The organism is Streptococcus infantis SPAR10, from assembly GCF_000279535.1.
GTDB classification, from domain to species: domain Bacteria; phylum Bacillota; class Bacilli; order Lactobacillales; family Streptococcaceae; genus Streptococcus; species Streptococcus infantis_I.
On the sequence record NZ_ALCH01000003.1, the window covers coordinates 1 to 26,679 of the forward strand.

The 26,679-nt window shown below is 39.3% G+C and carries 22 protein-coding genes and 4 pseudogenes; 8 read left to right on the top strand and 18 right to left on the bottom strand.

Translation table 11 applies throughout. The features are described from left to right. Positions 1 to 220: 220 nt before the first annotated feature. Positions 221 to 1,120, top strand: a complete 900-nt coding sequence (locus SPAR10_RS04430; RefSeq protein WP_004251176.1) for a tyrosine-type recombinase/integrase — start codon at positions 221 to 223, stop codon at positions 1,118 to 1,120. Positions 1,121 to 1,248: 128 nt separating this feature from the next. Here SPAR10_RS04430 and SPAR10_RS04435 read toward each other — a convergent pair whose 3' ends face one another. The 4 genes from SPAR10_RS04435 to SPAR10_RS04450 form a co-directional block, all read right to left on the bottom strand. After that, entirely contained in the window at positions 1,249 to 1,734 is a 486-nt protein-coding gene (locus tag SPAR10_RS04435; protein WP_004251181.1) for an RHS repeat protein, read from the bottom strand. Between the two features lie 161 nt (positions 1,735 to 1,895). Continuing rightward, positions 1,896 to 2,501, bottom strand: a complete 606-nt coding sequence (locus tag SPAR10_RS04440) for an immunity 26/phosphotriesterase HocA family protein (protein WP_004251184.1) — start codon at positions 2,499 to 2,501, stop codon at positions 1,896 to 1,898. Between the two features lie 2 nt (positions 2,502 to 2,503). Further along, a complete protein-coding gene (locus SPAR10_RS04445; protein WP_004251187.1) occupies positions 2,504 to 2,902 on the bottom strand; it encodes a hypothetical protein in 399 nt (132 codons plus the stop codon). Next, positions 2,899 to 5,340 carry an RHS repeat-associated core domain-containing protein gene (locus SPAR10_RS04450; protein ID WP_004251190.1) on the bottom strand — a complete coding sequence of 814 codons (2,442 nt, stop codon included), beginning with the start codon at positions 5,338 to 5,340 and terminating at the stop codon, positions 2,899 to 2,901. The genes SPAR10_RS04445 and SPAR10_RS04450 overlap by 4 nt, the downstream gene beginning before the upstream one ends. A 406-nt stretch (positions 5,341 to 5,746) precedes the next feature. Between SPAR10_RS04450 and SPAR10_RS04455 the strand changes: the two genes are divergently transcribed. From SPAR10_RS04455 to SPAR10_RS04470, 4 genes are read left to right on the top strand one after another with little or no spacing between them, the layout of a single operon-like run. Then, on the top strand, positions 5,747 to 6,520 hold the full coding sequence (locus SPAR10_RS04455; protein ID WP_004251193.1) for an ABC transporter ATP-binding protein: 774 nt from the start codon (positions 5,747 to 5,749) through the stop codon (positions 6,518 to 6,520). Further along, a complete protein-coding gene (locus SPAR10_RS04460) occupies positions 6,510 to 8,564 on the top strand; it encodes an FtsX-like permease family protein (RefSeq protein WP_004251195.1) in 2,055 nt (684 codons plus the stop codon). The genes SPAR10_RS04455 and SPAR10_RS04460 overlap by 11 nt, the downstream gene beginning before the upstream one ends. A 32-nt stretch (positions 8,565 to 8,596) precedes the next feature. Further along, on the top strand, positions 8,597 to 9,280 hold the full coding sequence (locus tag SPAR10_RS04465; protein WP_004251199.1) for a response regulator transcription factor: 684 nt from the start codon (positions 8,597 to 8,599) through the stop codon (positions 9,278 to 9,280). Continuing rightward, positions 9,270 to 10,268: a sensor histidine kinase gene (locus tag SPAR10_RS04470; RefSeq protein ID WP_004251202.1), complete on the top strand. Its 999-nt coding sequence runs from the start codon at positions 9,270 to 9,272 to the stop codon at positions 10,266 to 10,268. The genes SPAR10_RS04465 and SPAR10_RS04470 overlap by 11 nt, the downstream gene beginning before the upstream one ends. A 95-nt stretch (positions 10,269 to 10,363) precedes the next feature. Here the strand turns inward: SPAR10_RS04470 and SPAR10_RS11360 are convergent. The 9 genes and pseudogenes from SPAR10_RS11360 to rpsO all read right to left on the bottom strand — a co-directional run. After that, positions 10,364 to 10,435 (bottom strand): annotated as a pseudogene (locus SPAR10_RS11360) (IS3 family transposase); the annotation flags it as partial. Further along, positions 10,428 to 10,622 (bottom strand): annotated as a pseudogene (locus tag SPAR10_RS04475) (helix-turn-helix domain-containing protein); the annotation flags it as partial. The pseudogenes SPAR10_RS11360 and SPAR10_RS04475, both read right to left, overlap by 8 nt. A 91-nt stretch (positions 10,623 to 10,713) precedes the next feature. Next, positions 10,714 to 10,914, bottom strand: a complete 201-nt coding sequence (locus SPAR10_RS04480) for a hypothetical protein (RefSeq protein ID WP_025170535.1) — start codon at positions 10,912 to 10,914, stop codon at positions 10,714 to 10,716. A gap of 185 nt (positions 10,915 to 11,099) precedes the next feature. Next, on the bottom strand, positions 11,100 to 12,443 hold the full coding sequence (locus SPAR10_RS04485; protein ID WP_004251209.1) for a DEAD/DEAH box helicase: 1,344 nt from the start codon (positions 12,441 to 12,443) through the stop codon (positions 11,100 to 11,102). Between the two features lie 152 nt (positions 12,444 to 12,595). Then, entirely contained in the window at positions 12,596 to 13,291 is a 696-nt protein-coding gene (locus SPAR10_RS04490) for an alpha/beta hydrolase-fold protein (RefSeq protein ID WP_004251213.1), read from the bottom strand. Beyond that, positions 13,272 to 14,282 (bottom strand): ABC transporter substrate-binding protein, encoded by a 1,011-nt coding sequence (locus SPAR10_RS04495; protein WP_004251216.1) that lies wholly within the window; start codon positions 14,280 to 14,282, stop codon positions 13,272 to 13,274. Before SPAR10_RS04495 ends, SPAR10_RS04490 begins: the two co-directional genes overlap by 20 nt. An 18-nt stretch (positions 14,283 to 14,300) precedes the next feature. Further along, positions 14,301 to 15,055 (bottom strand): annotated as a pseudogene (locus SPAR10_RS11025) (ABC transporter ATP-binding protein). A gap of 1 nt (position 15,056) precedes the next feature. After that, entirely contained in the window at positions 15,057 to 16,103 is a 1,047-nt protein-coding gene (locus SPAR10_RS04510; protein ID WP_004251223.1) for a FecCD family ABC transporter permease, read from the bottom strand. A gap of 470 nt (positions 16,104 to 16,573) precedes the next feature. Beyond that, a pseudogene (gene rpsO, locus SPAR10_RS04515) lies at positions 16,574 to 16,842 on the bottom strand (30S ribosomal protein S15). 205 nt (positions 16,843 to 17,047) lie between these two features. Between rpsO and SPAR10_RS11225 the strand changes: the two are divergent. The 3 genes from SPAR10_RS11225 to thrS all read left to right on the top strand — a co-directional run bounded on the left by SPAR10_RS11225 (position 17,048) and on the right by thrS (position 19,999). Further along, positions 17,048 to 17,419: a hypothetical protein gene (locus SPAR10_RS11225; protein WP_025170537.1), complete on the top strand. Its 372-nt coding sequence runs from the start codon at positions 17,048 to 17,050 to the stop codon at positions 17,417 to 17,419. Positions 17,420 to 17,675: 256 nt separating this feature from the next. Continuing rightward, a complete protein-coding gene (locus tag SPAR10_RS04520) occupies positions 17,676 to 17,999 on the top strand; it encodes a MazG-like protein (protein WP_004251229.1) in 324 nt (107 codons plus the stop codon). A gap of 56 nt (positions 18,000 to 18,055) precedes the next feature. After that, a complete protein-coding gene (gene thrS / locus SPAR10_RS04525) occupies positions 18,056 to 19,999 on the top strand; it encodes a threonine--tRNA ligase (protein WP_004251230.1) in 1,944 nt (647 codons plus the stop codon). Between the two features lie 211 nt (positions 20,000 to 20,210). On the opposite strand, the gene SPAR10_RS04530 is transcribed toward thrS, so the two are convergent. The 5 genes from SPAR10_RS04530 to SPAR10_RS04550 all read right to left on the bottom strand — a co-directional run bounded on the left by SPAR10_RS04530 (position 20,211) and on the right by SPAR10_RS04550 (position 26,665). Next, a complete protein-coding gene (locus tag SPAR10_RS04530) occupies positions 20,211 to 21,260 on the bottom strand; it encodes a DUF389 domain-containing protein (RefSeq protein WP_004251231.1) in 1,050 nt (349 codons plus the stop codon). 682 nt (positions 21,261 to 21,942) lie between these two features. Next, positions 21,943 to 23,934 carry an ABC transporter permease gene (locus SPAR10_RS04535; RefSeq protein ID WP_004251233.1) on the bottom strand — a complete coding sequence of 664 codons (1,992 nt, stop codon included), beginning with the start codon at positions 23,932 to 23,934 and terminating at the stop codon, positions 21,943 to 21,945. Between the two features lies 1 nt (position 23,935). Then, a complete protein-coding gene (locus SPAR10_RS04540) occupies positions 23,936 to 24,694 on the bottom strand; it encodes an ABC transporter ATP-binding protein (RefSeq protein WP_000173366.1) in 759 nt (252 codons plus the stop codon). Between the two features lie 326 nt (positions 24,695 to 25,020). Next, on the bottom strand, positions 25,021 to 25,995 hold the full coding sequence (locus tag SPAR10_RS04545; RefSeq protein WP_004251236.1) for a sensor histidine kinase: 975 nt from the start codon (positions 25,993 to 25,995) through the stop codon (positions 25,021 to 25,023). Further along, positions 25,988 to 26,665, bottom strand: a complete 678-nt coding sequence (locus SPAR10_RS04550) for a response regulator transcription factor (RefSeq protein WP_004251237.1) — start codon at positions 26,663 to 26,665, stop codon at positions 25,988 to 25,990. Before SPAR10_RS04550 ends, SPAR10_RS04545 begins: the two co-directional genes overlap by 8 nt. Positions 26,666 to 26,679 lie beyond the last annotated feature (14 nt).

Below are 26,679 nucleotides of genomic sequence, written 5' to 3' on the forward strand. Positions count from 1 at the left end.
CATATATATAATTGTATTTAATGATGAATCAAAAAATTGATACTATAATTCCAATAAAAATCCAACAAGTAAAAATAATTGTCCAAAAACATTTTTGAGATAAAATTTTATCAATTATTTTTATTTCCATAGTATTCTCCTACCGATAACTATTTATTATCACTATACAAAGCTCCCAAATAAGTTTATAATAGCATGATTATTGATGAAGGAGATTTTCATGGATTATACACTTATTTCTACTTTCTTAGACCACTGCGAAACTCATAGACGCTTAAGTTCACATACGATTAGAGCTTACAAAAATGATATTTTGCAATTTTACAATTCAAATTACACCCGTGTGGAAACCTATGTTGAACATTTGATAAAATCCAATCTTAAATCTAATACATTACGTCGCAAAATCGCTAGTTTGAAGGTGTTTTACAACTACTTGAAATATCAGAATTTAGTTGATGAGAATCCTTTTAATCAATTACGTTTTCAATTTAGAACGGAAAAAATATTACCTAAAACAATTCCCTATGACATTTTGAAAAGTATTTTTTCACATTTAGAAGAGAAAGTTACCTATTCAAAATCTAAATATCAAAAACAAAAAGCTGAAAGAAATTTGCTAATCATTTCCTTATTACTTTCAACTGGTATTAGGGTTTCCGAACTTTGTCATATTCATCTCAAAAATATTAATCTTTCAAATAGGACTCTCCATATTATGGGAAAAGGTAAGAAAGAACGTATCCTATTTTTAGGAGATCAAATAACATTTAGCTTATTAGAAACATATATAAATAACTACTGCTTTCAAACCAGTGACTACCTATTCCCTGGAAAATATTCTCTCAAACCATTATCAGAGCAAAGTGTACGTTTAATTCTAAATAATCTTGTTGAACAACATAACTTAACTACACCTATTACCCCCCATATGTTTAGACATAGTTTCGCAACAATGCTTCTAGATAACGACGTAGATATTCGATACATTCAACAAATTCTTGGACATAGTTCTATCTCAGTCACACAAATCTATACTCATGTATCTCAGTCAAAGCAAAAAGAAATTCTAACTCTGTGTAATCCCATCGCTTCGATTCATTCACAGTCAAAAAAATAGGGCTACCTTCATGGAGGTAGCCCTATCCTGAATAATTAAGTCCAGTATCGTCGCGGGCTTCACCGTTATAGGCAAAGGGCTGACCTGTTGTATCTGTACTTGTCTTTCTTGCCCCATAGAGGTTATAGCTAGTTGATGCGACGGCTTGCCCATCTTTGGTCAGGCCTATCACAGAGCCTGACTGGTTGGTCAAGGGTGTTCTTAGCCGTTAAGAGACGACCAACCTTGTCATAGCTATAGCGATTGCTTCGATCGGATTGGTCTGTCTCTTTCACCAAGTTTCCAGACACATCATAGCTATAGGTTTTCGATAGTCCCTGTGGACCTGTTTGCTTGGTGAGACGTCCCAAGGCATCATAGGCGTAGGTGTATGCTACCTCATTTGGTAAGGTGCGTTTGGTCACACGACCATAAAGGTCATTGACATAGTTGTAGGTCGTTGTATGACCTTCGCTACTTTTTTCGCTCAAACGATTGCCCAAAGCATCATCGCTGAAGCTTTGCTTGCTTCCTGTCGGAGCTACTGTTTCGATGATTCGTCCTAATGGGTCGTACTTAAAGGCTGTCTCTTGACCATTTGGATCCCTATGTTGAGCCGTTGAGTTATAGGTCATCTTAGTGACATTGCCATTGGCATCGGTGACTTGGGTCGGATAGCCCAGTTCATTATAGGTGTACTGAGTCTTGCCACCATGATTATAGCTAATGGTGATAGTATAAAACTCTCGATGAAAGATTTCTTCGAGAGTTTTTAATGATTATCACAAAGTTCAAGCTACTCAGTTTCTTCTAATAAGGAAGGATTAATAATTAATTCTCTTTCAATTGCCATTCCGATTCCACTGATGGTTGTTATTCCATGTATCCCTAATAATTTAGGCTCTTTATCCAATAATTCTCCAGTCTCTTTACAGAAAAAGTTACCTTTAAAATGAATACTATAGAATCCAAAATCCAGCTTTTTCTCTTCCTCTGTTAAGGGAATATTAGCGATAGTATGGAAATATCCTTTTTTCCAATATTCATCACCTACAATAGCAGGTGGAATTAACAAGTTAGAATAATCTGGCTTGTATTTATCAATATTTTTTTCATGAGTATTTCCTTTAAAGATAAATACAACATGTTTCCCTTCCACAAAAGAATCCCGAACTTTTCTAACTATATTAGAAACCAGCACTTTACCATAAAAGTAGATTCCCTCCCTAGGAGACACAAGAAATACATCTCCCACTTTTGGAATTGACCTACTTTTTTTAATCACTTTTAGTTGATGAGTAGCTGCCTTTGTGTCATAAAAGTTATCTAACTCCTTCTGAATTTCTAAATTTAAACTTTCATAACGTTCTTTTCTTCTTAAAGCTATTAGATTTGTATTCATTATTAATTTCCTCCATTAAGATATTTTTCTGCCCACTTCATGGCATCATTATACATTTTATTTTTAGGGCTAATACTATTAATTTTATTCAATTGATTCGCATGGCCGTTTTCAATGAGATATTGCTCAACTGCTCTGGCTTGATTTCTTGTCAAATCACTATATTGTTCACTGAGTTCTTCAAAATTCTTACCTTGACGATTATGTTGAGATCGTCGTGAATTTAAGCCTTGTTTAGTTATCCCAGTATAGACCGCATCTCCAGTATTAGCATCAATGCCATAATAAACACTATTATTAGACGAACCTTTATTTAGCCAATTATTAAAATGATTATCTTTAGATGTTACTAAGTTGACCTTAGGCTTCTTCGCAAACATTTGGAGATTCTCTACTGTCATTGGTAGACATCCCCTGATTTCGGCTTCGTCGTCACCACATCAGCCTTAGGGGCCTTCTTAGGAGATACACTACCTGCTCCGTTGGTAAAGGTGTTAAAGGCAAAGTTCATGGCGACTGTTTGACCAGTAATCTTATTTCCTGTGGCCAAATCAATACCTGTGTCAATCGCAGTCTCAACCGCTGATTCTACTCCAATCTTGGCAACTTGTCGAACTGCTTGATTGCCAATATTTTGAGTCACATTTGTTGCTAGACTAGCTCCTGCTCCCACCAATTGACCGCCAATAAGACCTGAGATAGCACCTGTTCCTGCTCCTTTAGCGATCGAACCAACCAATTCCCAACCACGTTGGCCAGAACTATAGGCATCATATCCTGAGATGATTGCTCCAGAGGCTGCACCACCGATAGCCATCGCTACGGGGGCTCCAAGACCTCCAGTCGCTACGGTAAGAGCAATACCGACACCGATAGCTGCCGCAGTTACGGCAACCTTCTTCCAGTCGACATTTTTCACGAAATCAACGACTTGACTCTTGACTCGTTCAGCTGTTGTACAGACATGTTTTAAGGTGTTCTGCAAGGCTGTTCCCCAGTTTCGAAGGAGATTCATACCTTCTCGGATGGTAGGGGAAGAACTCCGACCTGTTGCCAGCGCATAGGCAGACCGAACCACTTGTTGGCGCTTAGCCTCTATCTGTGCTGCCGCTTGCTGGTATTTCGTTTGTACATAGTCACCGGCACTATTGTAGGCTGTTTGAACCTTATTCCACTGTCGACTACCCCAATTAACCGCACGGTTATATTGGGTGCTGACCCAGTTAGTCGCGTGGTTAAAGGCACTCTTGGTCACATTCCAAGCTTTGGAGGCGAAACTCTTCACACCATTCCAGGTGTTTGAGGCCACTCGTTTCACCGTATTCCAGGTATTAGAAGCGACTCGTTTTACACCATTCCAAGCATTAGAGGCCTTCTTTTTAACATAGTTCCAGCCTTTTTTGATATTGTTCCAGAAATGCCCACTCGGGTCTGTATAGTTGACGGGGTTGTTCTGCACATAGCTGTAGCGGTTCTGGCTGAGAGGATCTGTGTCCTCACCTGGATAGCTATCCTCAGTTAAGAAAGCACCTCCCTGACTATCATAATATCTTGCTCGTAAATAGTCAAGTCCAGTATCGTCACGAGCTTCGCCATTATAGGCGAATGGATTTCCTGTCGTGTCTGTGCTTGTCTTTCTTGCCCCATAGAGGTTATAGCTGCTTGATGCGACGGCTTGTCCATCCTTGGTCAAGCCTGTCACAGAACCTGACTGATTAGTCAAGTAGTTGTAGCTGTCGCCTGTTTGGTTGTTGAGGTAGCTAGCTCGACCCTTGCCATAGCTATAGGTCTCACGAGCCTTGCCATCATGGTCATAGGTTTCGAGGACTTCTGTATGTTCACGATTAACATCGTTGACATAGTTACGTTCCTCGTAGTAGTTGTAGGTATCCTCTCGTGTGGTATAAGGAATCAGGACATCCTGAACCTGACTGGCATAGGTTACTTCTCCCTGACCCGGTAAGTTACCAAGTTCTGGTGGGTTGACGACAATTCCCTCCTTGGTCGCTCGATCCTTAGCCACTTTCTGGTGATAGGCTCTAGACACATCGTCAAAGATGCTGTGCCAGATGCTTCCTATCGTCTGTGGTAGGGTGGATAGGGCTTGGAGGACATTCTGGCTAAAGCCATACCAGAAGAGAGAGTTTTCTTCCCCACTTGGGGCTGTATATGGTGACTTACGACCTGACTTGCTTTCCTTTGGCTTGCGTTGGAAGAGTTGATAGGTGTTCTTGCCTTCCTTGCGACTAGCAGTGAAGACACGATTATCATCCCCGTCGTAAAGTGCAGCCATGAGAAGGCCTTTCTTGTCCTTGATTGCAAGCAAGCGGTTCTCTGTATCATAGATATAGTCTAGCTTCTCTGAATTCTTCTCAGAAGCGATGCGATTGCCATTCTTGTCGTAGGTATAGGTGATGGTACCATCTGGCCCTTCTAGTTTGGTCAAGCGGTTATGATCATCGTAGGTAAAGCGTGTCTGGTTCTCCTTACCATCAACTGTCTCGGTGCTAGTCAGTTTATTGCCGGCTAGGTCGTAGGTATAGGAGAGTTTAGAGAGTTCCTTACCAGCTCCATCCGATACGGTCATATTTTCCACTTGACCCAGAGTATCGTAGGTGTAGGTATGGACTAGGGATTCGCCATCCTGCTTAATAGTTTCCTTAGCGATATAGCCACCATCATCATACTCATAGCCGTAGCTAGAGATGAGTTTGTCCTGCTTGTCCATATGACGGAGTTCGGTGAGACGGTGAGACTTGTCATAGGTCAAAGTTGAGCCATTAGGGATTTGAATCGCACCAATATAGCCATCTGTATTATAGGTGATACTATAAACCAAGCCTGTAGGAGATGTAATCTTGACCAGCTGGTAATTTTCATTATAATCAAAGCTTGTTTTATTGCCTTTTTCATCTGTCTGACTCGTTAAGAGACCATGATAGTTAAAGGTTTTCTCTTGATGATTGTGATCAACAATTCGGTATTCCTTAACATCGTAGTCTTCTTTTTTATCTCCTCCAAAGTCACCTTTCTTTGTTTCAACTGTTTTTACTTCGAGAGTGAGGTCATAGCCACTTGGAGCACGATATTTATCACCATCCTTTTTAAATTCCTTGAAACCATGCTATAATATAGTAAGTATAGCTCCAATAACCTAATGTTAAAGATTTCTTACATCATCCGTAAGTGTTATTCTACTCTGATTCATATTATAATGAAAGTAACAAAAGATGGAGGTGTTTCACATGGAAACAATTTTACGAGTAGAATCATTAAAAAAGCATTATGGAAAAGAACCGAATATCACCAAAGCCTTGAACGGTATATCTTTTCAGGTTGTCAAAGGTGAGTTCTTAGGGATTATGGGGAGCAGTGGTTCTGGGAAAACAACCCTTCTTAACTGTCTCGCTACTATCATCAAACCAACTGACGGCTCCATTCAAATGCAAGAAAAAGATTTAGGTCAGTTAAAAGGTAGTCAGTTAGCTGATTATCGTGGCAAGGAAATTGGTTACCTCTTTCAAAATTTTGAGCTTTTGGACAATCTGACAGCCAAAGAAAATATTTTACTCCCCTTGTCTTTGCACAAGGTCGATGCCAACGAAAGCAAGGTTCGGTTAGAATTGCTTTCCCAATATCTAGATATTTCTGAACTTCTGGATAAGTTCCCATCTCAATTATCAGGTGGTCAACGGCAAAGGGTAGCTGCTGCGCGTGCCTTGATTTTAGACCCTAAGATTGTATTTGCAGATGAGCCCACAGGAGCTTTGGATTCAAAAAATGCGACCATTTTGATGCAAAAATTATCCGAAATGAATCAAGTGGAAGAAACCACCATTCTCATGGTGACCCACGATTCAGTCGCTGCCAGCTTTTGCAACCGCATCTTGTTTATCCAAGACGGAAAACTATTCCATGAAATTCGACGCGATTATCCAAGAGAAAGTCAAGAAGATTTTTACCACAGAATACTAAAGGTCATGTCTGCACTGGCTGGAGGTGATGGCAATGTTTTCTAAATTAGTCTCAAGAAATAGCAAGAGGGATCGAAAGAATAATGGCTTGTATTTCAGTTCCATGGTTCTTTCTATTATCTCCTTTTACATCATCCTTTCTTTGTCCCATCAAGATGTGATGATCTTTCTAAAACAAATAGAAAGTGACGCTGTAAATAAACTCTTTAGCATGATTCCTATTCTTTACGTAGCAACGCTCTTTATTCTCTTTTTTCTAATCTACTTCGCAAGCAGTATGTATATGGAAAGGAGAAAACATGAATTTGGTGTGTATCTCACATTAGGCATGCGAAGAAGCAAACTGTTCTTGCTGCTCCTACTCGAGGATTTGAGAAACAGTGTCCTTGCTCTTGGAATAGGCCTTCCAATTTCTATCTTGATTTCAGAACTGATTAGCCTAATAACCGCTAAAATTGTTGGGCTAGGGATTATTGAACATCAATTTTCTCTATCTACTACAGCTCTACTGTATACAGTCATCGGCTTCCTAGCCGTAAAATTAGCTGTTTTTGTCCTTTTAAGTGCAAAAATAGCCAATAAGGAAATCGGAAACCTGCTTGCCTATTCTCCTTCTGGGATGAAGAAACTACTCCCCAAGGGGGTGTACCTTCTTGCTTCTGTCCTAGGGATTTTACTTCTTGGAACAGCCTATTACATGGGTATGAGTGGACGAGCTTGGGAGAGTGTCATAACCATGGGCATCACTGTTTTCTTGGGGACTCTCGGAACCATCCTACTCTTCTTTGGTATGCGTTTATTTATAGACTTTTTGGTCAAGCTTGGAAACAATCGAAAACTTCATGCCTATAATTTTAGACAGATTCAGGAATTAGTTATCCAGCGCTCAACTATACTGGCCATCTGCTCCCTCTTAATCTTCTCTGCCTTGTGCCTCTTTGGAGCAGGTGTTGCCATTGCAAGTGGCAATTCAGGCAATCAAACCCACGTTTTGGATTATACATTTAGAGATAGCAAGCAGGATACAGATGAAAATCTTGATGTAAATACAGTAAAAAAAGAGCTTGAAGCAGCTGGACTGGCATCACAGTTTTCAAAGATTCTACAAATCAAAGTCGGCAAACCGAAAGAACACGAGTCCGTGTCCTTCGAAGAGATCATCAAGGAGTTGAAAAAGCAAAAAGGCAACAATAACATGGAAATTTTGCTCCAAAGATTTAAACAGTCTACTACTTCCCACCTCATACCAGTTTCCGAATACAATGAACTTAGAAAGGCTGCCAATCTCCCTCCTCTAGAATTAACTAGCAAGGAAGCCTACTTGTATATGGGGAAAGATTTCCTGCCGGATGAGAGTCTCGTCAACTCTGTTCTGAAGACAAATCCTCAAATCAAAGTCATGGAAAATGATGTAAAATTGATTGGAGAGGTGGAGTCTTTACCGATTGTAACGGATCGTGAAATCACCCTCTCTGTTGCCCTCATAGTCCCAGATGAAGTCTTTATGAACTATACAGACGGTCACTACTCGAACTATGTCAGCGGCATCCTAGCTCCTGAGCTAGTCAAGGAAAAAGGCTTGATGAGAGCTATCTCAGATACCAATGAAAAGCTAAATCAAACCTCTCTTGGCTATGAAAGCTATATACAAAATATGGGAAGACAATTATTTTACATTATCTCTGCCAGCTATATCACCATCTATCTGGCTATCATCTTCCTTGTTGTCGCAAATACAATTATCGGCGTTCAGTTTTTGATGGGACAAAGACAATCCTACAGACGATACCAGACCTTAATCCATCTCGGAGCAAACTACGAAACTCTTTGTAAATCTTCGGAAAAGCAAATCAACTGGTATTTCGGTCTACCAATAGCCCTTGCACTTATCAGTAGTAGCTTCGGAGTGAGCTCCCTCCTCACAGGAATAATGCCTGCTAGCGCAAGAATGGTTATGGGGCAGAAATTCATCACAGCCATGCTGATAGTACTGCTCTTAGCTGGATTTGAAGTCATCTATATCAGAATTGTAAAGAAAAATAGCAACAAGTACTTATTGTCATTAATGGAACCCAAAAGAGATGAATAAGGTAGAATAAAATAGGAAAAGGAGGAACCGATATGAAGCATATTCTGGTTATTGAAGATGAAGCCTTGATTCGAGATGAAATTGTCATCTTGTTAGAGAAAGCGGGTTATCAAGTTGATAAGTTGACTGACTTCAAAGATACAAGCCAGCAAGTGCTGCAATACGATACGGATTTAATCATACTGGATTTGAATTTACCAGGAGAAACAGGTTTTCAAATTTGTAAAAATCTCAAGTCCAAACGCTCTGTGCCCATATTGGTTCTCACCTCCCGTGAACAACTAAAAGATGAGATTTACGCCCTAAAATTAGGGGCTGACGAGTACTTAACAAAACCTTTCAAGAAAGAAAGATTCTTGGCTCGTATAGAAAACATCTTGAAACGCTATGAAGGTAGACAAAATTTACTTGAAAAAGATAATTTCCTGCTGGATAGACAGACCTATACCCTTTATATCAATGGACACTCGATTTTACTCCCTCAAAATCAAGGGAAATTGTTAGAAACCTTATTAGTGGCAACTGATTCTGTCGTCACAAAAGAAGAACTAAGTATGAAACTGTGGAATACAACTGAGTTCATCGATGAAAATGCCCTACAAGTAAACATTGCAAGGCTGAAAAAGGTGATGAAACAGGCTGGCATTGCGCTTAAAGTCAAGTCCATCAGAGGTATTGGTTACAAGCTAGAAGAGGTAAGTCCAGATGAAACATAACCTAAAATATCTAGCTAGTTATCTGCCTTGGTTACTTGTTCTCTTAGCATTTGATCTATTCACAGCTGTCCTGCTTTGGCTTTCAGATGTGAGAATGTTTCAAGCTCTCATCCTTCTCTATATTTTAGCCACCGTCCTGCTTTTTTTCATCCTATCATTCTTACTTATAAGAAAAGAAAGAAAAAAATCCGCTGCTTATAAATCCTTCATAGCCAACCCTAAGATCGATACTGAGCTTGAATTATTGAATTTATCAAGTGCCTCAGAGAAAGAAAGCATTGAAAAAATAGCAGATACCCTTTATCAAAAGCAGGCTCAAATAGGAAAACTCAACTCATTACTAGCCGAGTACGAGGACTATGTTGAAAAATGGGCGCATGAGATTAAACTTCCTTTATCGCTTCTTTCCCTCCTTTTAGATAATCAAAGTGACCAACTACCTGAGGATACTGCTTTTAAATTGGACTATGTGAAAAATCAAATCCAAGGAAATGTATCACAGATCCTATTCTACTACAGGGTGAAAAGTGAGAAAAATGATTTTCTATTTGAAGACCTTGACCTAGAAGAGTGTATCCAAGATCTTTTGGAGAACTTTGATCCCTTGCTCAAAGAAAAGAATTTTACGATTAAGTTAGAGAACATACAAGGAATCTGCTACACTGATCAACGCAGTTTTGGATTTATCCTGTCTCAAATACTAGCCAACGCCCTTAAATATAGCTCTGACAAACCAGAACTCAAGATTTCTATGTCAAGTGACAAGGGGCGCAAAACCCTGATTATTAGGGATAATGGGTGTGGAGTTAAAGCTTGCGACCTCCCTCATATCTTTGAAAAAGGATTTACAGGTGATTCAGGAGAGACAAGGAAAAAATCAACAGGCATGGGTCTCTATCTTGTCAAACAATTAGCAGATGCTTTAAAAATCGAAATCACAGTAAAATCCGAATGGATGCAAGGCTTTGAAATCTCTCTTTCTATTTAGTCATTTTTCGATTCAGAAAATTGCCTAATCATAGGAAGCACATATTTTATACCAAAAAGGAAAGCTGTACTGCCCTCAAAAAGTTGGACAAATAATTATTGCAAGGATTTAGTTCTGTACTGCACAGGACTAAGTCCTTTTAGTTTGACTTTAATTCGTTTGTTGTTTTAGTTCTGAAGAATAATAACGATTCATCCCTTTCTTGACGATATCTATGCCATAACGGTCAATTAATTTCATCATGTACTTTAGACCAGAAACATCCACACCAAATCTTTTCGAAAGCTGTTTGAAGCTTTGTCCTTGCTTTCTTAGTTCATAAATCTGAACTTTATCTTCATAATTCAATTTCATAATAAAACACCCCAAAAGTTAGATTTTTTCTGTCTAACTTTTGGGGTGCAATTCAAATTTGTGATGGCATTTTAATATTTCATGATGATTCTTACCAGAAAAACTTTCGATAAATTTTAGCAATCGTTAAAAAGATAGCATAAAGTACGCCTAAGATAGTTAAAACTATTTTTCCAGTAGTCATTTCTGAACCAATAATCAATATATGAAAAAGAGGAGCGAGACCAGTACACACATATATCAAATAAACAATAACATTTATTTCACCAATTCCAGCAATAAAGTCTTTCATTTTTATTTTCATTTACCTTCTCCAATAATCTACTTTTAATTTAAGTATATTATAAATTTCAGAAAATTAAAAGAATGTTCTGATTAAATGATCATTTTCCCAATATCATATACTGATGAATTCTGTCAATCCCGATGTAGAACTATAAAAAAACAGTAAAACCAAGTGGTTTTACTGTCTGATGTTTAAAATGTTTGGCGTTTAGCTTTACGTTCTGCACGTCCACGGGCACGACTTTCAGCACGCTTGGTTTTACGGCGTTTTTCATCGACAGCCCATTGAATTTTCTTCTTATAGCCTGGTTTGACTTTTTTCTTTTTCTTTTTAACCAAGCCAATCATTTCGATATCCAGTTTTTCTTGTTTTTTCTCACGATTGACACGGCGGTCACGGTCATAAGTATCTTGGAATTCTCCGTCTTTAACCACCTTAGGTACAAACTTAATTCCTAATTTCTCTAACTCACGAATATCAGTGTCATCACTAGGCTGGTAAAGGGTAATAGCTGTACCTGGCAGACCATTACGTCCAGTTCGTCCGACACGGTGAACAAAGAAGGACAAGTCCTGTGGAATGGCATCGTTAATGACGTGACTGACCCCCTCAATGTCAATCCCACGCGCAGCTAGGTCAGTCGCAACGATGTACTCAAAATCAAGATTTTTCACCTTATTCATGATACGTTTGCGTTCACGAGGAGCAATATCTCCATGAATCTTAGCTACCTTCAAGCCTTGAGCTGTTAGGTATGCATGTAATTCATCCGCACGCGTTTTGGTATTGACAAAAATCATTGCTAAGTATGGCTGCATGACTTGAGTCAATTCATAAATCTGGGCATTCTTGTCACGACCCTTAGTCGAAATCAACCAGTTATCAATGGTATCAGAGATAACGGTTTTGGTCTTGATTTTCTCCATGACAGGATTTGACAAGTATTTTTTCAAGAATGGTTGCAGTTTTTGTGGGATGGTTGCTGAAAAGACCATAAACTGCAAGTCTTTTGGAAGGCTTCCTGCAATCTTATCGACTGTTTCCAAGAATCCCATATCCAAGGTCATGTCGGCTTCATCGACTACAAAGGTCTTAGCTTTGTGAATGGCTAGGTCACCAGACTTGACCAAATCATAGATACGACCTGGAGTTCCGATAACGATATGTGGTTGATTACTTGCTAATTTGTCAATCTGGCGAGCCTTATCTGTACCACCAACATAGTTGGCAACACGAATCTCAACATCTGAATGTGATGCGATCTGACGAGCCGCTTGATAAATCTGAGTCGCTAATTCACGACTTGGTGCTGTGATAACTGCTTGCACACTATCGCTCTCTTCATCCAACTGTTGGAAAATCGGTAACAAGAAAGTATGAGTCTTACCTGAACCTGTTTTTGATTCACCAACCAAGTCACGACCTGCTAGGACAATAGGAATCAACTTTTCCTGCACCTCGGTAGGAGTCGTAAACTTCAACTCCTCCAAAGCTTTTTCTATATATTTCTTAAATTTAAACTGTGTAAATGACATAATTTCCTCGATTCTATCTATCTACTCATTATACCATAATTTAGTCTATTACAGGGGATGGATTTCCGTCAAGAATAATACCATGAACATTTTAACAACCAAGCATACAAGAGAAACACTCCAAGTTAAAACGAACAAGGAGTGTTATAGAATTATTTGAGCTTCCACTCTTCTCTTAGCCAATCACAAAACTGATGATAGCGTTCCTTAAGAGCTTCATGATGCCCATAAGCATCAAATGTAGAATATGTTGTAGGAACTGCTTCTGAAATCAGGTTATGTAGTTCCCTTGCAAACATCGGAGCCTTAGACAGGCGATTGGAATGATTGGCACCCTCTATCTGACCATTTTGCAGATAAATAAGACTTTGACTCTGTATCAGGTCATGTTCCCTACAAAATTCTGTAAAGTCTGGATACCAGAAAGAACCACAGACAGAAAAGATACAGGTCACAGGAAGATAACTACTATAGAGACTATAGATAGCAGCTAGACCACCAAGTGAATAACCACCATATGCAATCCTATTTTCATCAATCAAGTAGTCTTTTTTTAGAGTTGTTAGAATTCCTTGAAAGAGCTTCTCATGATAGGCTTCTACCTTCCCACCAAAATCCAGAGCCCCTTCTTTTAAAGCACTAGCTTTCCAAGGTGTAAAGTCATTCAGACGGCTTTCAGGAATCAAACCCACCAAAATCACAGATTGGGACAGGTCTGACAAATAGTCCAATTGTCCATCATTTAAAAGAATCATTGGGTAGGCTTGTTTAGAGTCATAGTTTGAAGGAAGACTGACCCTAACCTGAATCCCTTCCCAGTTAAACTCCTTATTTCTTGATGAAGTCATTGATTTTTTCAAGGGAATCAATCACTGCAGGACCGTAGTCCATCAATTCATCGTAAGAGATGGTCATGATTTTTTGATTCTTGATTGCTGGTACATTTTCCAAAACAGTGTTTGCCTTCATCAAATCTACTGCTTTTTCATCCAACTTTTGATTACGATCGCTAGTTACATAGATAATCAACTCTGGATCCATTGATACTAGATTTTCCAAGGTCAAGCCAGATGTTCCTGTTGCAACATTGGTATAACCAAGTTGGTTAAGCAAGCTTTCTTGAAGGGCTGACTTGTAGGCACCAAAGGTTTCGTCATTGTAGGCAACCATAATTAAAGCTTTTTTCTTTTCACCCTGTGTTTCTGGGTTGGCTTTTTTAACCGCATCGATTTTAGCTTGCAATTGCTCTGCGTATTGGTTGGCCTTGTCTTGAACATTGAAAATAGTACCAAGATTTTTCACGTCTTCTACGATATTTCCCAAATCCTGTTGAACATTTGAAAGTGAAGCTTTTTGCGTATAAACAGGGATTTTATTTTCATTCCAAGCACTAATCGTTCCCATTGACTTTTCAGAGAACATCATGTTGCGCCCCATCAAGGCATCAGGTTCATAAGAAAGAACCGTTTCTTGTGAGACTGATTTCTTATCCCCAATATGAGGGATGGCTTCAATGGCATCCTTGTATTTACCAGTTACAGCATTATCAGGATTGAGCATGCCGGCAATTTTATCTTTCAAACCAAGTTCAAGTAGAATTTCAGTTGTTGAAAGGTTGTTGGTGATGACCTTCTCAGGGGCCTTTTCAAAGACTTGCTCGACTTCGTTTCCTTTGGCATCGTATGTTTTTATAGTTACAGGATAGCTTGTTTCTGTAGCAGATTTTTGACTAGCTTCTGTTGTAGCTGGTGCAGTTGCTGTTTCTTTAGATGTGTTGCTACAAGCCGCCAAAGTTAAGGTAGCTACTGTTACGAGCAAAATACTGAGTGATTTTTTCATGTTAATTTCCTTTAAATTTTATAAATAGTGAATCATAGCTTGCTGATCTTCTGTCCAAGTAACCTTACTTTGGACACCATAGACAGCCTGCAAAGACTCAGGAGTGATGGTCTCTTTTGGTGTACCTTGGTAAACTATCTCCCCCTCTTTCATCAGATAGAGATAGTCTGAATAGCGACAAGCTAGCTGAATATCATGCAAGACGGCTAACACATTGATCTGGAGATTTTTAACAATGGTCAACAAGTCCAGCTGGTATTTGATATCTAGATGATTGGTCGGTTCGTCTAAGAGCAAGAGTGAAGGTTCTTGAGCTAAGGCGCGTGCTAACAAAACTCGCTGTCTCTCTCCTCCTGATAGAGAAGAGTAAAGGCGATTTCTCTTTTCGAACATATCTACCTTGGCTAGAGCATCCTCAACCAAGGCAAAGTCTTTTTCTTTTCCTTTTGTAAGAAAGAGAGATGGGGTGTTCTGCCCAGCATAACGATTTCTTCAACCGTACAATCAAATTGGAGTTGATTGAACTGGGTGATGACTGCCATCTGTTTTGCCGTTTCCTTAACGCTCATTTGTTCCAAGGGTTTCCCATCAAGGAAAATCAAACCTTGATCAGGCTTTTCTTGTCGATAGAGGAGTTTCAACAAACTAGTCTTCCCACTTCCATTGGGTCCCAAAATCGTATGAAATTGGTTGCCCTCCAGTTTGAGTGAGACTCCTTTGAGAATCTTTTTTTCTCCGATTCCAAAGTGAATATCCTGACACATTAAGTCCATATCAGACCTTCACCTCCCTTCGTCTACTTGCAACCATGTAGATAAAGAAGGGGGCACCTACTAGGGCTGTGAAAATTCCAATCGGTAGTTCAGCATTTTGAATCAAAACTCGAGCAAAGACATCTGCCCAGACGACAAAAAGGGCACCCAGTAAGGTAGCAATTGGAAAAAGTCTTCTGTAGTTTGTACCAACCAAGCTTCTTGCCAAATGAGGTGTAATCAGGCCGACAAAACCAATAATCCCACAGGTCGATACTAATACTGCCGTCATCACAGCTACAATAGCCACATAGAGATACCAGTAAAAACGTAGGGGAATTCCCAAGGTCAAGGCTGCCTCATCACCCATCATCATGGCATTAAAAACACGATATTGGGTCGAGAAAAACAAAAAGGCTACTCCCACAACTACTGTTGGCAGGGTTAAGTGAGCCCAGGAGCTTCCTGCTAGAGAACCCATGGTCCAGAACTTGATAGTCATGACACTATCAGCATTGGCACCGATTGAGATAATAAAGTTTGAAAAAGCCAAAAAGAGTGCATTGACCACAGTACCTGATAAAATGAGGCTAGAAGTTGTCATTCTTCCTTGCATGGAAGCAATGACTAAGACTGCAACTGTTGCCACAAGCGCTCCAAGGAAAGAGCCGAGACCAATCATGACTTTAAACCCAAGAATGATACTCAAAGTCGCACCAAAGGTTGCCCCAGCAGAAATTCCTAACACATAAGGTTCAGCAATGGGGTTATTGACTGTTGACTGCATCACGCTTCCACACATAGAAAGACCCGCGCCAACTATCAAACCTAGAAAGACCCGTGGCAATCTCATATTCCAGACAATTGCAAGTGTCGACTTCGAAAGGTCTCCTATATCAAACGGAACTCCCATCTTACTTAATATAATCCGATAGGTATCGCTCAAACTAATTTGAACTGAACCCATAGAAACAGCTAGAAACATAGAAATTCCCAATGCTACAAGCAAAAAAGCTAGCAGAAAAAAATATCGCAGGTTTTGATGGCTTCCAGAAAATTTGGAAAGCATGAAACCCTCCCTTTATCAAAGATTAAAAATTTAGACAATTTTCATAATTAGTATACCACATTTCCAAATCAGGAACAAGACTAGAAAAATATAGAAAAAAGCCCTCTGAAGTCAGAGAGCTAATTTGAGCTCGGGCTAAAATCCTAGTGAAACAAAAAATCTCCCTGAAGGGAGACATGTCTGATTTATTTTACCTTACAGTGCTAGGAACCGTAACCAAAGATTATACTTGAGTATATCAAGATAAGATGACGAAAATAAAAAAACTACTCAAATAGAGTAGCCTTATTTTCAAGATGTGCTCAATTGAACACGACCTTAGTACTTGGCAAAAACAAAAAGCCCTCTGAAGTCAGAGAGCTTGATTCTTGCTGGATAAAACGTTTATAGACTAGGCGGCAAGCCGAAGATTGTACTGATGGTACATCGAGGCAAAGCCAACGAAGTATAGAAACGTTTTAGATGCAAGATTAGCGACGAAGTCCAAGAGAGTTGATTAACTCACGGTAACGGTTAACGTCGTTTTTACGCAAGTATGCAAGCAAGTTACGACGGCGACCGATTTTCTTCATCAATCCACGGTAAGTAGCGTGGTCTTTTTTGTGTTGTTTGATGTGTTCGTTAAGGTGGTTGATTTCCCAAGTAAGGACAGCAACTTGAACCTCTACTGAACCTGTATCACCTTCGTGACGTGCATATTGTGCGATGATTTCATTTTTTTCTCTTTTGAGATTGCCATGATGTTTCTCCTTTTTATTTGGCTTCATCCGAGTGACAGGTTGGCATGCCTGTAACCAAGAAGAAGTTATTTGTCTTTACGACATTTCCTATTCTATCAAGAAGAATCATCTTTGTCAACTGATTTACTATCCAGGTCTTAAATATGCTATAATAGTTATAGGAAGGACATCTAAGTTGATAGTTTTATAACGAGGTGATTGATTATGCGTAAATTCTTCAAATATCTCCCCTACTATCTGGTCGTATTTTTCTTTTATTGCCCACTTTATGGATTATTTATTCTACTATCATCGAATCCTGATTTAACAGGCCTCTATCTTCTAAATATATTCATCATTTCGCCCATTGTAGTTTTTATAGTTTCACTTCTTTATAGCTACCGTTTTGGTTTTTCACTGCATTGGCTTCTAGGTAGCTGCTTGCTCTATTGTTTTACTATTATTCCTTTCAGAGAATTTATTATTGTTTATTTCCTAGCCTATGAAATTCTTATTCTACTAGGTACAGTTATTGGTGTCGCTATCAGGTATCTAATGCAAAAACTGAAAAACAAAAAACTTTCACAAAAACCTTGAAAAATCTCACAATCATGCTATAATAATGCATAGAGACAAGTCACTTAGACCCTTTCTACCAGAGAGTGCGTGGTTGCTGTGAACGCATAGGAAGACTATACTGATACTACTCTACTGACTTTTATGCAAACATAAAACGGTGGCCACGTTAGAGCCAATCAGAGGTGTCCCTCTTTTTTGAGGAACATAAATGAAGGTGGAACCACGTTGCGACGTCCTTTTTAGGATGTCGCAATTTTTTATGAGGAGACTAACTATGGAGTTGCAAGAATTAGTGGAGCGCAGTTGGGCAATCCGACAAGCTTATCACGATCTGGAAGTTAAGCATCATGATTCCAAGTGGACAGTGGAAGAAGACCTCTTGGCTTTATCGAATGATATTGGAAATTTCCAACGATTAGTGATGACCAAGCAAGGACGCTACTATGATGAAACACCCTACACACTGGAGCATAAACTTTCAGAAAATATCTGGTGGCTAGTAGAACTTTCTCAACGTTTGGATATAGACATCCTGACGGAAATGGAAAACTTCCTCTCTGATAAAGAAAAGCAGTTGAACATTAAGACTAGGAAGTAGTCTCATAATAAAAAGTCAATGCTTAGAAACTATGAAATATAAAAAAGGAGAAAACCATGATTAAAATTACTTTCCCAGATGGCGCTGTTCGTGAATTCGAATCTGGCGTTACAACTTTTGAAATTGCCCAATCTATCAGCAATTCCCTAGCTAAAAAAGCTCTTGCTGGTAAATTTAACGGTAAACTCATCGATACTACTCGTGCTATTACTGAAGACGGAAGCATCGAAATCGTGACACCTGATCACGAAGATGCCCTTCCAATCTTGCGTCACTCAGCTGCTCACTTGTTTGCTCAAGCCGCTCGCCGCCTTTTCCCAGACATTCACTTGGGTGTCGGTCCAGCTATCGAAGATGGTTTCTACTACGATACAGACAACCAAGCTGGTCAAATCTCTAACGAAGACCTTCCTCGTATCGAAGAAGAAATGCAAAAAATCGTTAAAGAAAACTTCCCATCTATTCGTGAGGAAGTGACTAAAGATGAAGCGCGTGAAATTTTCAAAAACGACCCATACAAGTTAGAATTGATTGAAGAACACTCAGAAGACGAAGGTGGTTTGACCATCTACCGTCAAGGTGAATATGTGGATCTCTGCCGTGGCCCACACGTCCCTTCAACTGGTCGTATCCAAATCTTCCACCTTCTTAACGTAGCTGGTGCTTACTGGCGTGGAAATAGCGACAATGCTATGATGCAACGTATTTACGGTACAGCTTGGTTCGACAAGAAAGACTTGAAAAACTACCTTCAAATGCGTGAAGAAGCCAAAGAACGTGACCATCGTAAACTTGGTAAAGAGCTTGACCTCTTCATGATTTCTCAAGAGGTTGGTCAAGGGCTTCCATTCTGGTTGCCAAATGGGGCTACTATCCGTCGTGAATTGGAGCGCTACATCGTCGACAAGGAAATCGCTGCTGGTTACCAACACGTCTACACTCCACCAATTGCCTCAGTAGAACTTTACAAGACTTCTGGTCACTGGAATCACTACCGTGAAGATATGTTCCCAACTATGGATATGGGTGATGGGGAAGAATTCGTTCTTCGTCCAATGAACTGTCCTCACCATATCGAAGTCTTTAAACACCACGTTCACTCTTACCGTGAATTGCCAATCCGTATTGCTGAAATCGGTATGATGCACCGCTATGAAAAATCTGGTGCTCTCACAGGGCTTCAACGTGTACGTGAAATGTCACTTAATGACGGTCACACTTTCGTAACACCTGAACAAATTAAAGATGAGTTCCAACGTACGCTTCAATTGATTATAGATGTTTACGAAGATTTCAACTTGACTGACTATCGTTTCCGTTTATCATACCGCGACCCTAAAGATACTCACAAATATTTTGATAATGATGAAATGTGGGAAAATGCTCAACGTATGTTGAAATCAGCTATGGATGACATGGGACTTGACTACTTTGAAGCTGAAGGGGAAGCAGCCTTCTACGGACCAAAATTGGATATCCAGGTTAAGACAGCTCTTGGAAAAGAAGAAACCCTCTCTACTATCCAGCTTGACTTCTTGCTCCCAGAACGCTTCGACCTTAAATACATCGGAGCTGATGGTGAAGAACACCGTCCAGTTATGATTCACCGTGGGGTTATCTCAACTATGGAACGCTTCACAGCGATCTTGATTGAGAACTACAAAGGTGCCTTCCCAACATGGCTGGCACCACACCAAGTAACCCTCATCCCAGTATCTAACGAGAAACATGTGGACTACGCTTGGGAAGTGGCTAAGAAGCTCCGTGACCGTGGTGTCCGTGCAGACGTGGATGAGCGCAATGAAAAAATGCAGTTCAAGATTCGTGCGTCTCAAACTCAAAAGATTCCTTACCAATTAATCGTTGGAGACAAGGAAATGGAAGAGAAGGCTGTAAACGTTCGCCGTTATGGTCAAAAAGAAACTGAAACTATGCCGGTAGATGCATTTGTAGAATTGATTCTTACAGACATCGCTAACAAATCACGAGTTGAAAAATAAACGATAAAACCTGGGATAAAAATTCCAGCTAAATAAAGAAGCAACAACTGAAAACGTTGTTGCTTTTTATATTTTGTTTCACCTGAGTTAGTAATGATTGGTCAAGCCACCACAAATAGTATCCTCATCAACAATCCTTTTATCCATTAACTTTTGGATATAGGATATCCTCCCAGGATTTGCTTCCATGAGTTAGATAAGTTGACTATCCTCAGTCCTTGTCTGCCTCATTTTCTTTTATGAGGTCTTTTTGTGAATCTTTTTCAGAGAGTTTTTGATCGATATACTGGTTAATTGTTTCGTAAAATTCCTTGGTCGCCTCACTATCTAATTTTGTCGAATTATGGACTTGATTGACTTTTAATTGAACAGATTGAATACCGTAAGAGGCTTGTTTTTGGCGGATGGTTTCTAATTCTTCTTCTGAAATCGGATCTCCAACAACAGTCAAGACTAATTCATTGCTCCTTGACTTGTAGACTTGATTAATGACCGTATGATTAGCGAACTCTTTGCCTACAAACTGTTTAATCCCTTCTTTTCGTGCTTGATCCATCGTCAGAGTGACTGCTGAATAGCTGGCTGGAAGAACCAATAATACAATCAAGGAAATCAAACCAATTCTCATTTTAATGTTTAGCTCTTTAAATGAACTTAAGGGAGATTTTCTCATCATAATTCTTGTTCCAACAATGTTGATTAACATGATAAAGACACAGTTGATCAAGAAAAGATAAAGAGCCCCAAATAAAAATCGTACATTTCCATTAGCTAAACCATATCCTGCAGTGCAGATAGGTGGCATCAGAGCTGTTGCGATGGCTACTCCTGGTACGATATTGTTTGCTTCTTTTTTCCTTGAACCAATGAAACCTGCTATCCCACCAGCAATAGCAATGAGAACATCCCAAATGGTTGGAGAGGTTCGTGCGATCAACTCGCTACTTGCATAAGATAAAGGCGAAATCCAGAAATACAGAGTCGATACAAGCAAACTGACCAATACTTGAGTAAATAAAACCTCTAGAGATTGCTTGATTAAACGCGTATCAAAAATAGCTAAACCAAACCCCAGTCCAACAATCGGTGTCATAAGAGGGGAAATCAGCATGGCTCCAATAATGACAGCTGTTGAGTTCATATTTAGACCTATAGAGGCAATAAAAATCGCACACATCAAAATCAGTGTATCTCTTAATCGAACATGAAGGTCATCATATAGTTTCTCGCGGAATTCACGTGTTGAATAGTTTCCGGACATTGGTTACTCCTTTTATTTCATATAATCTTGTTTCTGCATGGATGATAGTAGAGAGACTTCTGTCCAATCTTACATATTTTTAATTCTCACCTGTCATTCTTTTGAAAATTATCCTTTATACTCAATGAAAATCAAAGAGCAAACTAGGAAGCTAGCCGCAGGCTGTACTTGAGTACGGTAAGGCGACGCTGACGTGGTTTGAATTTGATTTTCGAAGAGTATTAAATATCCATCAGTCCATCCTTGATATTATATCAAAAATTTTACAGTCTTTCTCTGAAGAAATCAATTAATTTAAAAGATAGAGAAAGGAAGAAATTTTTGTATCCTTATCCGAAGAAGAAAAACGATATCTCCTCTGAAAGTAGATACCGTTTTAATGTTTAAACATGATGAGTTTGTAGTAGCAATCCTAGCTGATATCGCCAACAAATCACGTGTTGAGAAATAAGATATAAAACCTGGTACAAAATCCCAGCTCTAGAAAAGAGGCTGGGACAAAAGTCCTAGCCTCTCAATTGTCTTTGGATTGTCGAGCAAGACGCAGTGGTTGAGTGGGCTCTACTACGCTGATTTCATCAGCTTTTACAGCCCTACTCAACTGTGCGGAGGTGGGACGACGAAATCGAATTCTAACGAATTAACGATTTCTGTCCCACTCTCTTTTTTGATGTTTCTGTTTTTACATTTGAACAATTTTGCGATAGCTTCTTGAAGTAATCATAAAGATTAGGACATAGACTAAAGCAAAGATACCACAAATGGAAAGAGTTACGCTTAACATCATGGCTGAATCAACAACACCAACGACCTTGAGAATCAGGCTCAACATGTGATAAGCAAAAGCCAGATGAAGGAAGGCAAAGGCCAGAGGTAGGAAGAAAACAGTCAAGACCTGCTTGTTAATGGTTTGCTTGATTTGTTTTTGATCCAAACCAACCTTTTGCAGAATGACAAAGCGTTCACGGTCTTCATAACCTTCTGAAATTTGTTTATAGTAGATAACGAGTACAGTACCTACCATAAAGATGATAGAGAGAAAAATACCGATAAAGAGGACTCCACCAAAGAGAGCGTTCATTTCGACAGTTGACTCACTCGCAATGTTTGCACCGTAAACCATACCATTCTCGTTCTTGAGATTGTGACTGAAATTATTCACATACGCATCGAAATCATCAGATAGCTTTAACTGTTCCTCTTTACTTGCTGTCACATCCATTCCACCATATAGCTGAGTGTATATAGCAGAATCCTGGTATTTATCTAAAAAGTCCTGCAAATTTGAGACAACAAGGTAGTTATAATCTGAGATCAAAAGTACATACTGGTTAGCAACATGGTCTCTGAGGAAATCTTGCTGGATTGCTTCCTTGATAGTATAGTTCTGATTGTTAAGACTGAATGCTTTTTGACCTTTAAGGCCATCGTTCTTAGCGAATAGTCCCACCTCATTATTCGTAAGGTTCAGCTTTTGTCCAGTCATTTTTTCATAATCTTTTTGATCAAAAACCAGGAAGACTGTCTTAGGCATGACATTGTTTTGCCCTTTTTCAAAGGCGGTTAATTTTGTCCCGTCTTGACTAGAAAGGCCGAAACTTGCATAGCTAAGAACATCCTTAGTGCTGATTGTTAGGTTCTTTTCCTTGGCATACTGAGTTAAAAGTTGGTCTAAATCCTCAACTTCTACATTTTGTCCTGAAATTGACATATCGTGAGGATACAGGAGTTTTTTAATATTTTCAGAACCATTGTAGATACTGGTTGCTGCCGACATGGTGACCAAAACCATGGTGGAAAGGATGGCGATAGTCGCTAAACCAACCGCATTTTTCTTCATACGGAAAATGAGGTTAGAAACAGAGATGAGATTGTTAGGTTTGTAGTAATATTTCTTGTTTTTCTTGAGCATTTTCAAGAAAACTGTAATCCCAGCATTGAACAAGAGATAGGTTCCTAAAATGACCAGTATTACAGCTAAAAAGAAGGTAGAAATAGCTAATAGAGCATTTGTTACGCTTTGAGCTAGATAATAGCCACTACCTAAAGAGAGTAGTCCCAAGATTGTCTGAAACACTAGGAAACGGCCCTTCTTCTCACCTTTTGCTTTCTCACGAGATAGTTGGAGAGCATCCATACGGATAATGCGGATAGCATTTAGGAAGACAATGACTAAAAAGATAAAACCAAATACCAGAAGGATGGAAAGGACTACGGACCATTGGAAGGTTGCGACTAGCTCCACCTTCATCTTTGAAAGTTTAAGTAGTAAAGCGAAAATCAGATTATCAAAGAGGGCACCAATTCCAATACCAGCAGTGACTGTTACTAACCCAAATATCAAGAGTTCCTTAAAGGTCATACTAATCAGATGACGCTTCTCCAAGCCCAACATACCATATATACCCAGTTCTTTGGAACGATTTTTCATGACAAAACTGTTGGCATAAAGGACGATAATGGCAGATGCAAGTGTTACTACGATGAGACCTAGTTGTAGGGTAAATTGAATAGAAGATCCACCCCGCATTTCTACCATTTTAGGATTAAAAGTTAATGAATAAAATAGGTAGCTGATAGTAACTGCAAGGAGAACTGCTAGTGCAAAAGGATAATAGAGTTTGCGGTTTTTGATTAAGTTGGAAATGGCCAACTTATTGGTTAATCGAAACATACTAGTTCACCTCACTTGCCATAACAGTCAAGGTGTCAGAGATTTCTTGGAACATCTGACGATCCGTCTTTTCACCACGGTAGATTTGATTATAGAGAATACCGTCCTTGATGAAAAGAACACGTTTTGCACGGCTAGCCGCAGCTGTCGAGTGGGTTACCATGAGAATGGTTTGTCCTTGTTCATTGATTTGATCAAAGATATCAAGGAGGGCTGCAGACGATTTAGAATCTAGAGCACCTGTTGGCTCGTCCGCAAGAAGAATTTCTGGTTCTGTGATGATAGCCCGTGCAACTGCTACCCTTTGTTTTTGCCCTCCAGAGATTTCATAAGGGTACTTCTCCTGCAATTGATTGATGCCAAGATTTTCAGCCGTTACGACCAATTTTTTCATCATTTCTGTAATAGGCTTTCTAGACAATACCAAAGGGAGTAAGATATTGTCTTTAACAGAAAGCGTATCTAACAAATTGAAGTCTTGGAAGACAAAGCCTAACTTTTCACGACGGAAGCTTGATGCTTCAGAATTTTTAATGGTAGCTGTGTCAGTTCCATTTAGGTAGACCTGCCCACGCGTTGGCTTGTCAAGCATAGCAAGAATATTCAGTAGAGTCGATTTACCAGATCCAGACTCACCCATGATAGCAACGTAGTCGCCTTTTTCAACGGTAAAGTGAATATCTTTCAGGGCCTCTACTTGGTTGCCTTGAAAGCGAGTTTTATAAATCTTTTGAACGTGTTTTACATCTAATAGTGTCATTTTAACTTCTCCTTTTTAATATCCCATTAATTGAAACTGAGCTTGCATCATTTCGATGCCGATTTGAACTCGCTCGATATCCTTTGGACTCGGCTTACTTGTATGTTTCTTTTGTAAAATTGTTTTCATGGTTCCTCTCCTTTTTCTTTATGCTCTAAGTTTACTCCAAAAAAAGAGGACTTGCCATAACATAACCTTACAAAAGAGGCCTTTAATCTTACATTTTTGTAAGATTACATTTTTTATCTAATTGAAGCCTTTTTCTCACTATATCAAGGTCTAAAGAAGAGCTTGAAAGGTTTCTTCCAAGCTCTTCACAATTCTTTTCATTCAATCAGTAAATTCACTTCAGAGAACTTAATCCTCACAGTTGTTCCTTGCCCAAGTTCGGATTCTATTTGAATCAGATGTCCTAATTCTTGGCTGATTTTCTGGGTTAGATAGAGCCCAAGTCCAGATGACTGTTGGGTCATTCGACCATTATATCCAGAAAATCCACGTTCAAAGACTCGCAACCGATCACTGTTTTTGATACCAATCCCAGTATCTTTGATGCAAAGGTCTGAACCTTCCATGTAGATTTCAACCCCGCCTTCATTTGTGTACTTGAGGCTATTTGACAGGATTTGTTCAATGACTACCAACAGCCATTTTTTATCCGTCACAATGCTTCTATCCAAGTCATGCAGATTGATACTAAGACCTTTCTGGATAAAGAAAATGGCATATTTGCGAATGACTTCCTTGACCAGATCTTCTATATTTTCTTTCTTCAAAACCAAATCATCATGGAAGCTTTCTAAGCGTAGATATTGGAGAACGAGGTTGGTATATGAATCAATCTTAAAAATTTCCTGTTCCAACTGTTGCTTCAGTTGGCGATCTGCCACCTCACTCACTAGGAGTTTACTGGCTGCAATTGGTGTTTTTATCTGATGAACCCAGAGTGTATAGTAGTCCACCAAATCATTATAGCGGTTTTCAGCATCTGATTTCTTTTGATAGAGTTCAGATTCGCTTTTCTCTAATTTTTCAGTTAGAAGGACTTCCATTGGTGACTTAGCTTTTCTTTCCCCATAGAGCAATTCCTTACGATAACGTTGCAATTCTATCAAGAAATCAAATACCAAAAACAAAAATGTCAAAAATGTAGATAGAAAGAAGAAATAGTTAAAGTAGGGCACTTGCTTATCAAACAAGATTTCAAAGAGAAAAAGCAAACCTGTAAGCGATAGAATAAAAGCAAAAAAACGGCTACGCGAACGGATATAAGCTAGAAAAAAACTTTTAATATCAAGCATGTTTCAATCCATACCCTATCCCTTTCTTGGTTTCGATAAAACCAATCAAACCTTCTTCCTCCAGTTTCTTGCGCAAGCGAGCGACATTAACAGACAATGTATTGTCGTCGATAAAAAAGTCGCTATTCCAGAGTTCCCGCATCAAATCATCACGCGCTACGATATTTCCCGCATGTTCAAATAAAACCCGCAAAATCTGAAATTCATTCTTTGTTAAACTGATAGGTTTTCCATTGACATGCACATCCATAGACTTGGTATTGAGAATAACTCCAGCATACTCTAGGAGACTTTCATCCCTTCCAAACTCATAGGAACGACGCAACAACCCCTGTACCTTAGCTAACAGTACCTGCTGGTCAAAAGGCTTGGTCACAAAATCATCTGCCCCCATATTAATAGCCATAACGATGTCCATAGCCTGGTCTCTTGATGACAGAAACATAATAGGAACTTTGGAAATCTTGCGAATCTCCTGGCACCAGTGATAACCATTAAAGAGAGGCAAGCCGATATCCATGAGAACCAGATGAGGTTGAGATTGAACAAATAGTGTCAGAACTTCCATAAAGTCTTCTACCATAACTACTTCAAAACCCCATTCGGAGAGCATTTTCCCAACTTGCTGACGAATAACTGGATCATCTTCTACTAGTAAAATCTTGTGCATCTGCTCCTCCTTTT

What these genes read in the sequence shown, in the direction of transcription:
- SPAR10_RS04535 (WP_004251233.1), bottom strand. Translation starts at nt 23,934, where the DNA reads ATGTTTCGATTAACCAATAAGTTGGCCATTTCCAACTTAATCAAAAAC.
- SPAR10_RS04440 (WP_004251184.1), bottom strand. Translation starts at nt 2,501, where the DNA reads ATGAATACAAATCTAATAGCTTTAAGAAGAAAAGAACGTTATGAAAGT.
- SPAR10_RS04445 (WP_004251187.1), bottom strand. Translation starts at nt 2,902, where the DNA reads ATGACAGTAGAGAATCTCCAAATGTTTGCGAAGAAGCCTAAGGTCAAC.
- SPAR10_RS04495 (WP_004251216.1), bottom strand. Translation starts at nt 14,282, where the DNA reads ATGAAAAAATCACTCAGTATTTTGCTCGTAACAGTAGCTACCTTAACT.
- SPAR10_RS04470 (WP_004251202.1), top strand. Translation starts at nt 9,270, where the DNA reads ATGAAACATAACCTAAAATATCTAGCTAGTTATCTGCCTTGGTTACTT.
- SPAR10_RS04465 (WP_004251199.1), top strand. Translation starts at nt 8,597, where the DNA reads ATGAAGCATATTCTGGTTATTGAAGATGAAGCCTTGATTCGAGATGAA.
- thrS (WP_004251230.1), top strand. Translation starts at nt 18,056, where the DNA reads ATGATTAAAATTACTTTCCCAGATGGCGCTGTTCGTGAATTCGAATCT.
- SPAR10_RS04490 (WP_004251213.1), bottom strand. Translation starts at nt 13,291, where the DNA reads ATGACTTCATCAAGAAATAAGGAGTTTAACTGGGAAGGGATTCAGGTT.
- SPAR10_RS04455 (WP_004251193.1), top strand. Translation starts at nt 5,747, where the DNA reads ATGGAAACAATTTTACGAGTAGAATCATTAAAAAAGCATTATGGAAAA.
- SPAR10_RS04530 (WP_004251231.1), bottom strand. Translation starts at nt 21,260, where the DNA reads ATGTCCGGAAACTATTCAACACGTGAATTCCGCGAGAAACTATATGAT.
- SPAR10_RS04540 (WP_000173366.1), bottom strand. Translation starts at nt 24,694, where the DNA reads ATGACACTATTAGATGTAAAACACGTTCAAAAGATTTATAAAACTCGC.
- SPAR10_RS04550 (WP_004251237.1), bottom strand. Translation starts at nt 26,665, where the DNA reads ATGCACAAGATTTTACTAGTAGAAGATGATCCAGTTATTCGTCAGCAA.
- SPAR10_RS04460 (WP_004251195.1), top strand. Translation starts at nt 6,510, where the DNA reads ATGTTTTCTAAATTAGTCTCAAGAAATAGCAAGAGGGATCGAAAGAAT.
- SPAR10_RS11225 (WP_025170537.1), top strand. Translation starts at nt 17,048, where the DNA reads ATGCGTAAATTCTTCAAATATCTCCCCTACTATCTGGTCGTATTTTTC.
- SPAR10_RS04545 (WP_004251236.1), bottom strand. Translation starts at nt 25,995, where the DNA reads ATGCTTGATATTAAAAGTTTTTTTCTAGCTTATATCCGTTCGCGTAGC.
- SPAR10_RS04485 (WP_004251209.1), bottom strand. Translation starts at nt 12,443, where the DNA reads ATGTCATTTACACAGTTTAAATTTAAGAAATATATAGAAAAAGCTTTG.
- SPAR10_RS04510 (WP_004251223.1), bottom strand. Translation starts at nt 16,103, where the DNA reads ATGCTTTCCAAATTTTCTGGAAGCCATCAAAACCTGCGATATTTTTTT.
- SPAR10_RS04435 (WP_004251181.1), bottom strand. Translation starts at nt 1,734, where the DNA reads ATGACCTATAACTCAACGGCTCAACATAGGGATCCAAATGGTCAAGAG.
- SPAR10_RS04520 (WP_004251229.1), top strand. Translation starts at nt 17,676, where the DNA reads ATGGAGTTGCAAGAATTAGTGGAGCGCAGTTGGGCAATCCGACAAGCT.
- SPAR10_RS04480 (WP_025170535.1), bottom strand. Translation starts at nt 10,914, where the DNA reads ATGAAAGACTTTATTGCTGGAATTGGTGAAATAAATGTTATTGTTTAT.
- SPAR10_RS04430 (WP_004251176.1), top strand. Translation starts at nt 221, where the DNA reads ATGGATTATACACTTATTTCTACTTTCTTAGACCACTGCGAAACTCAT.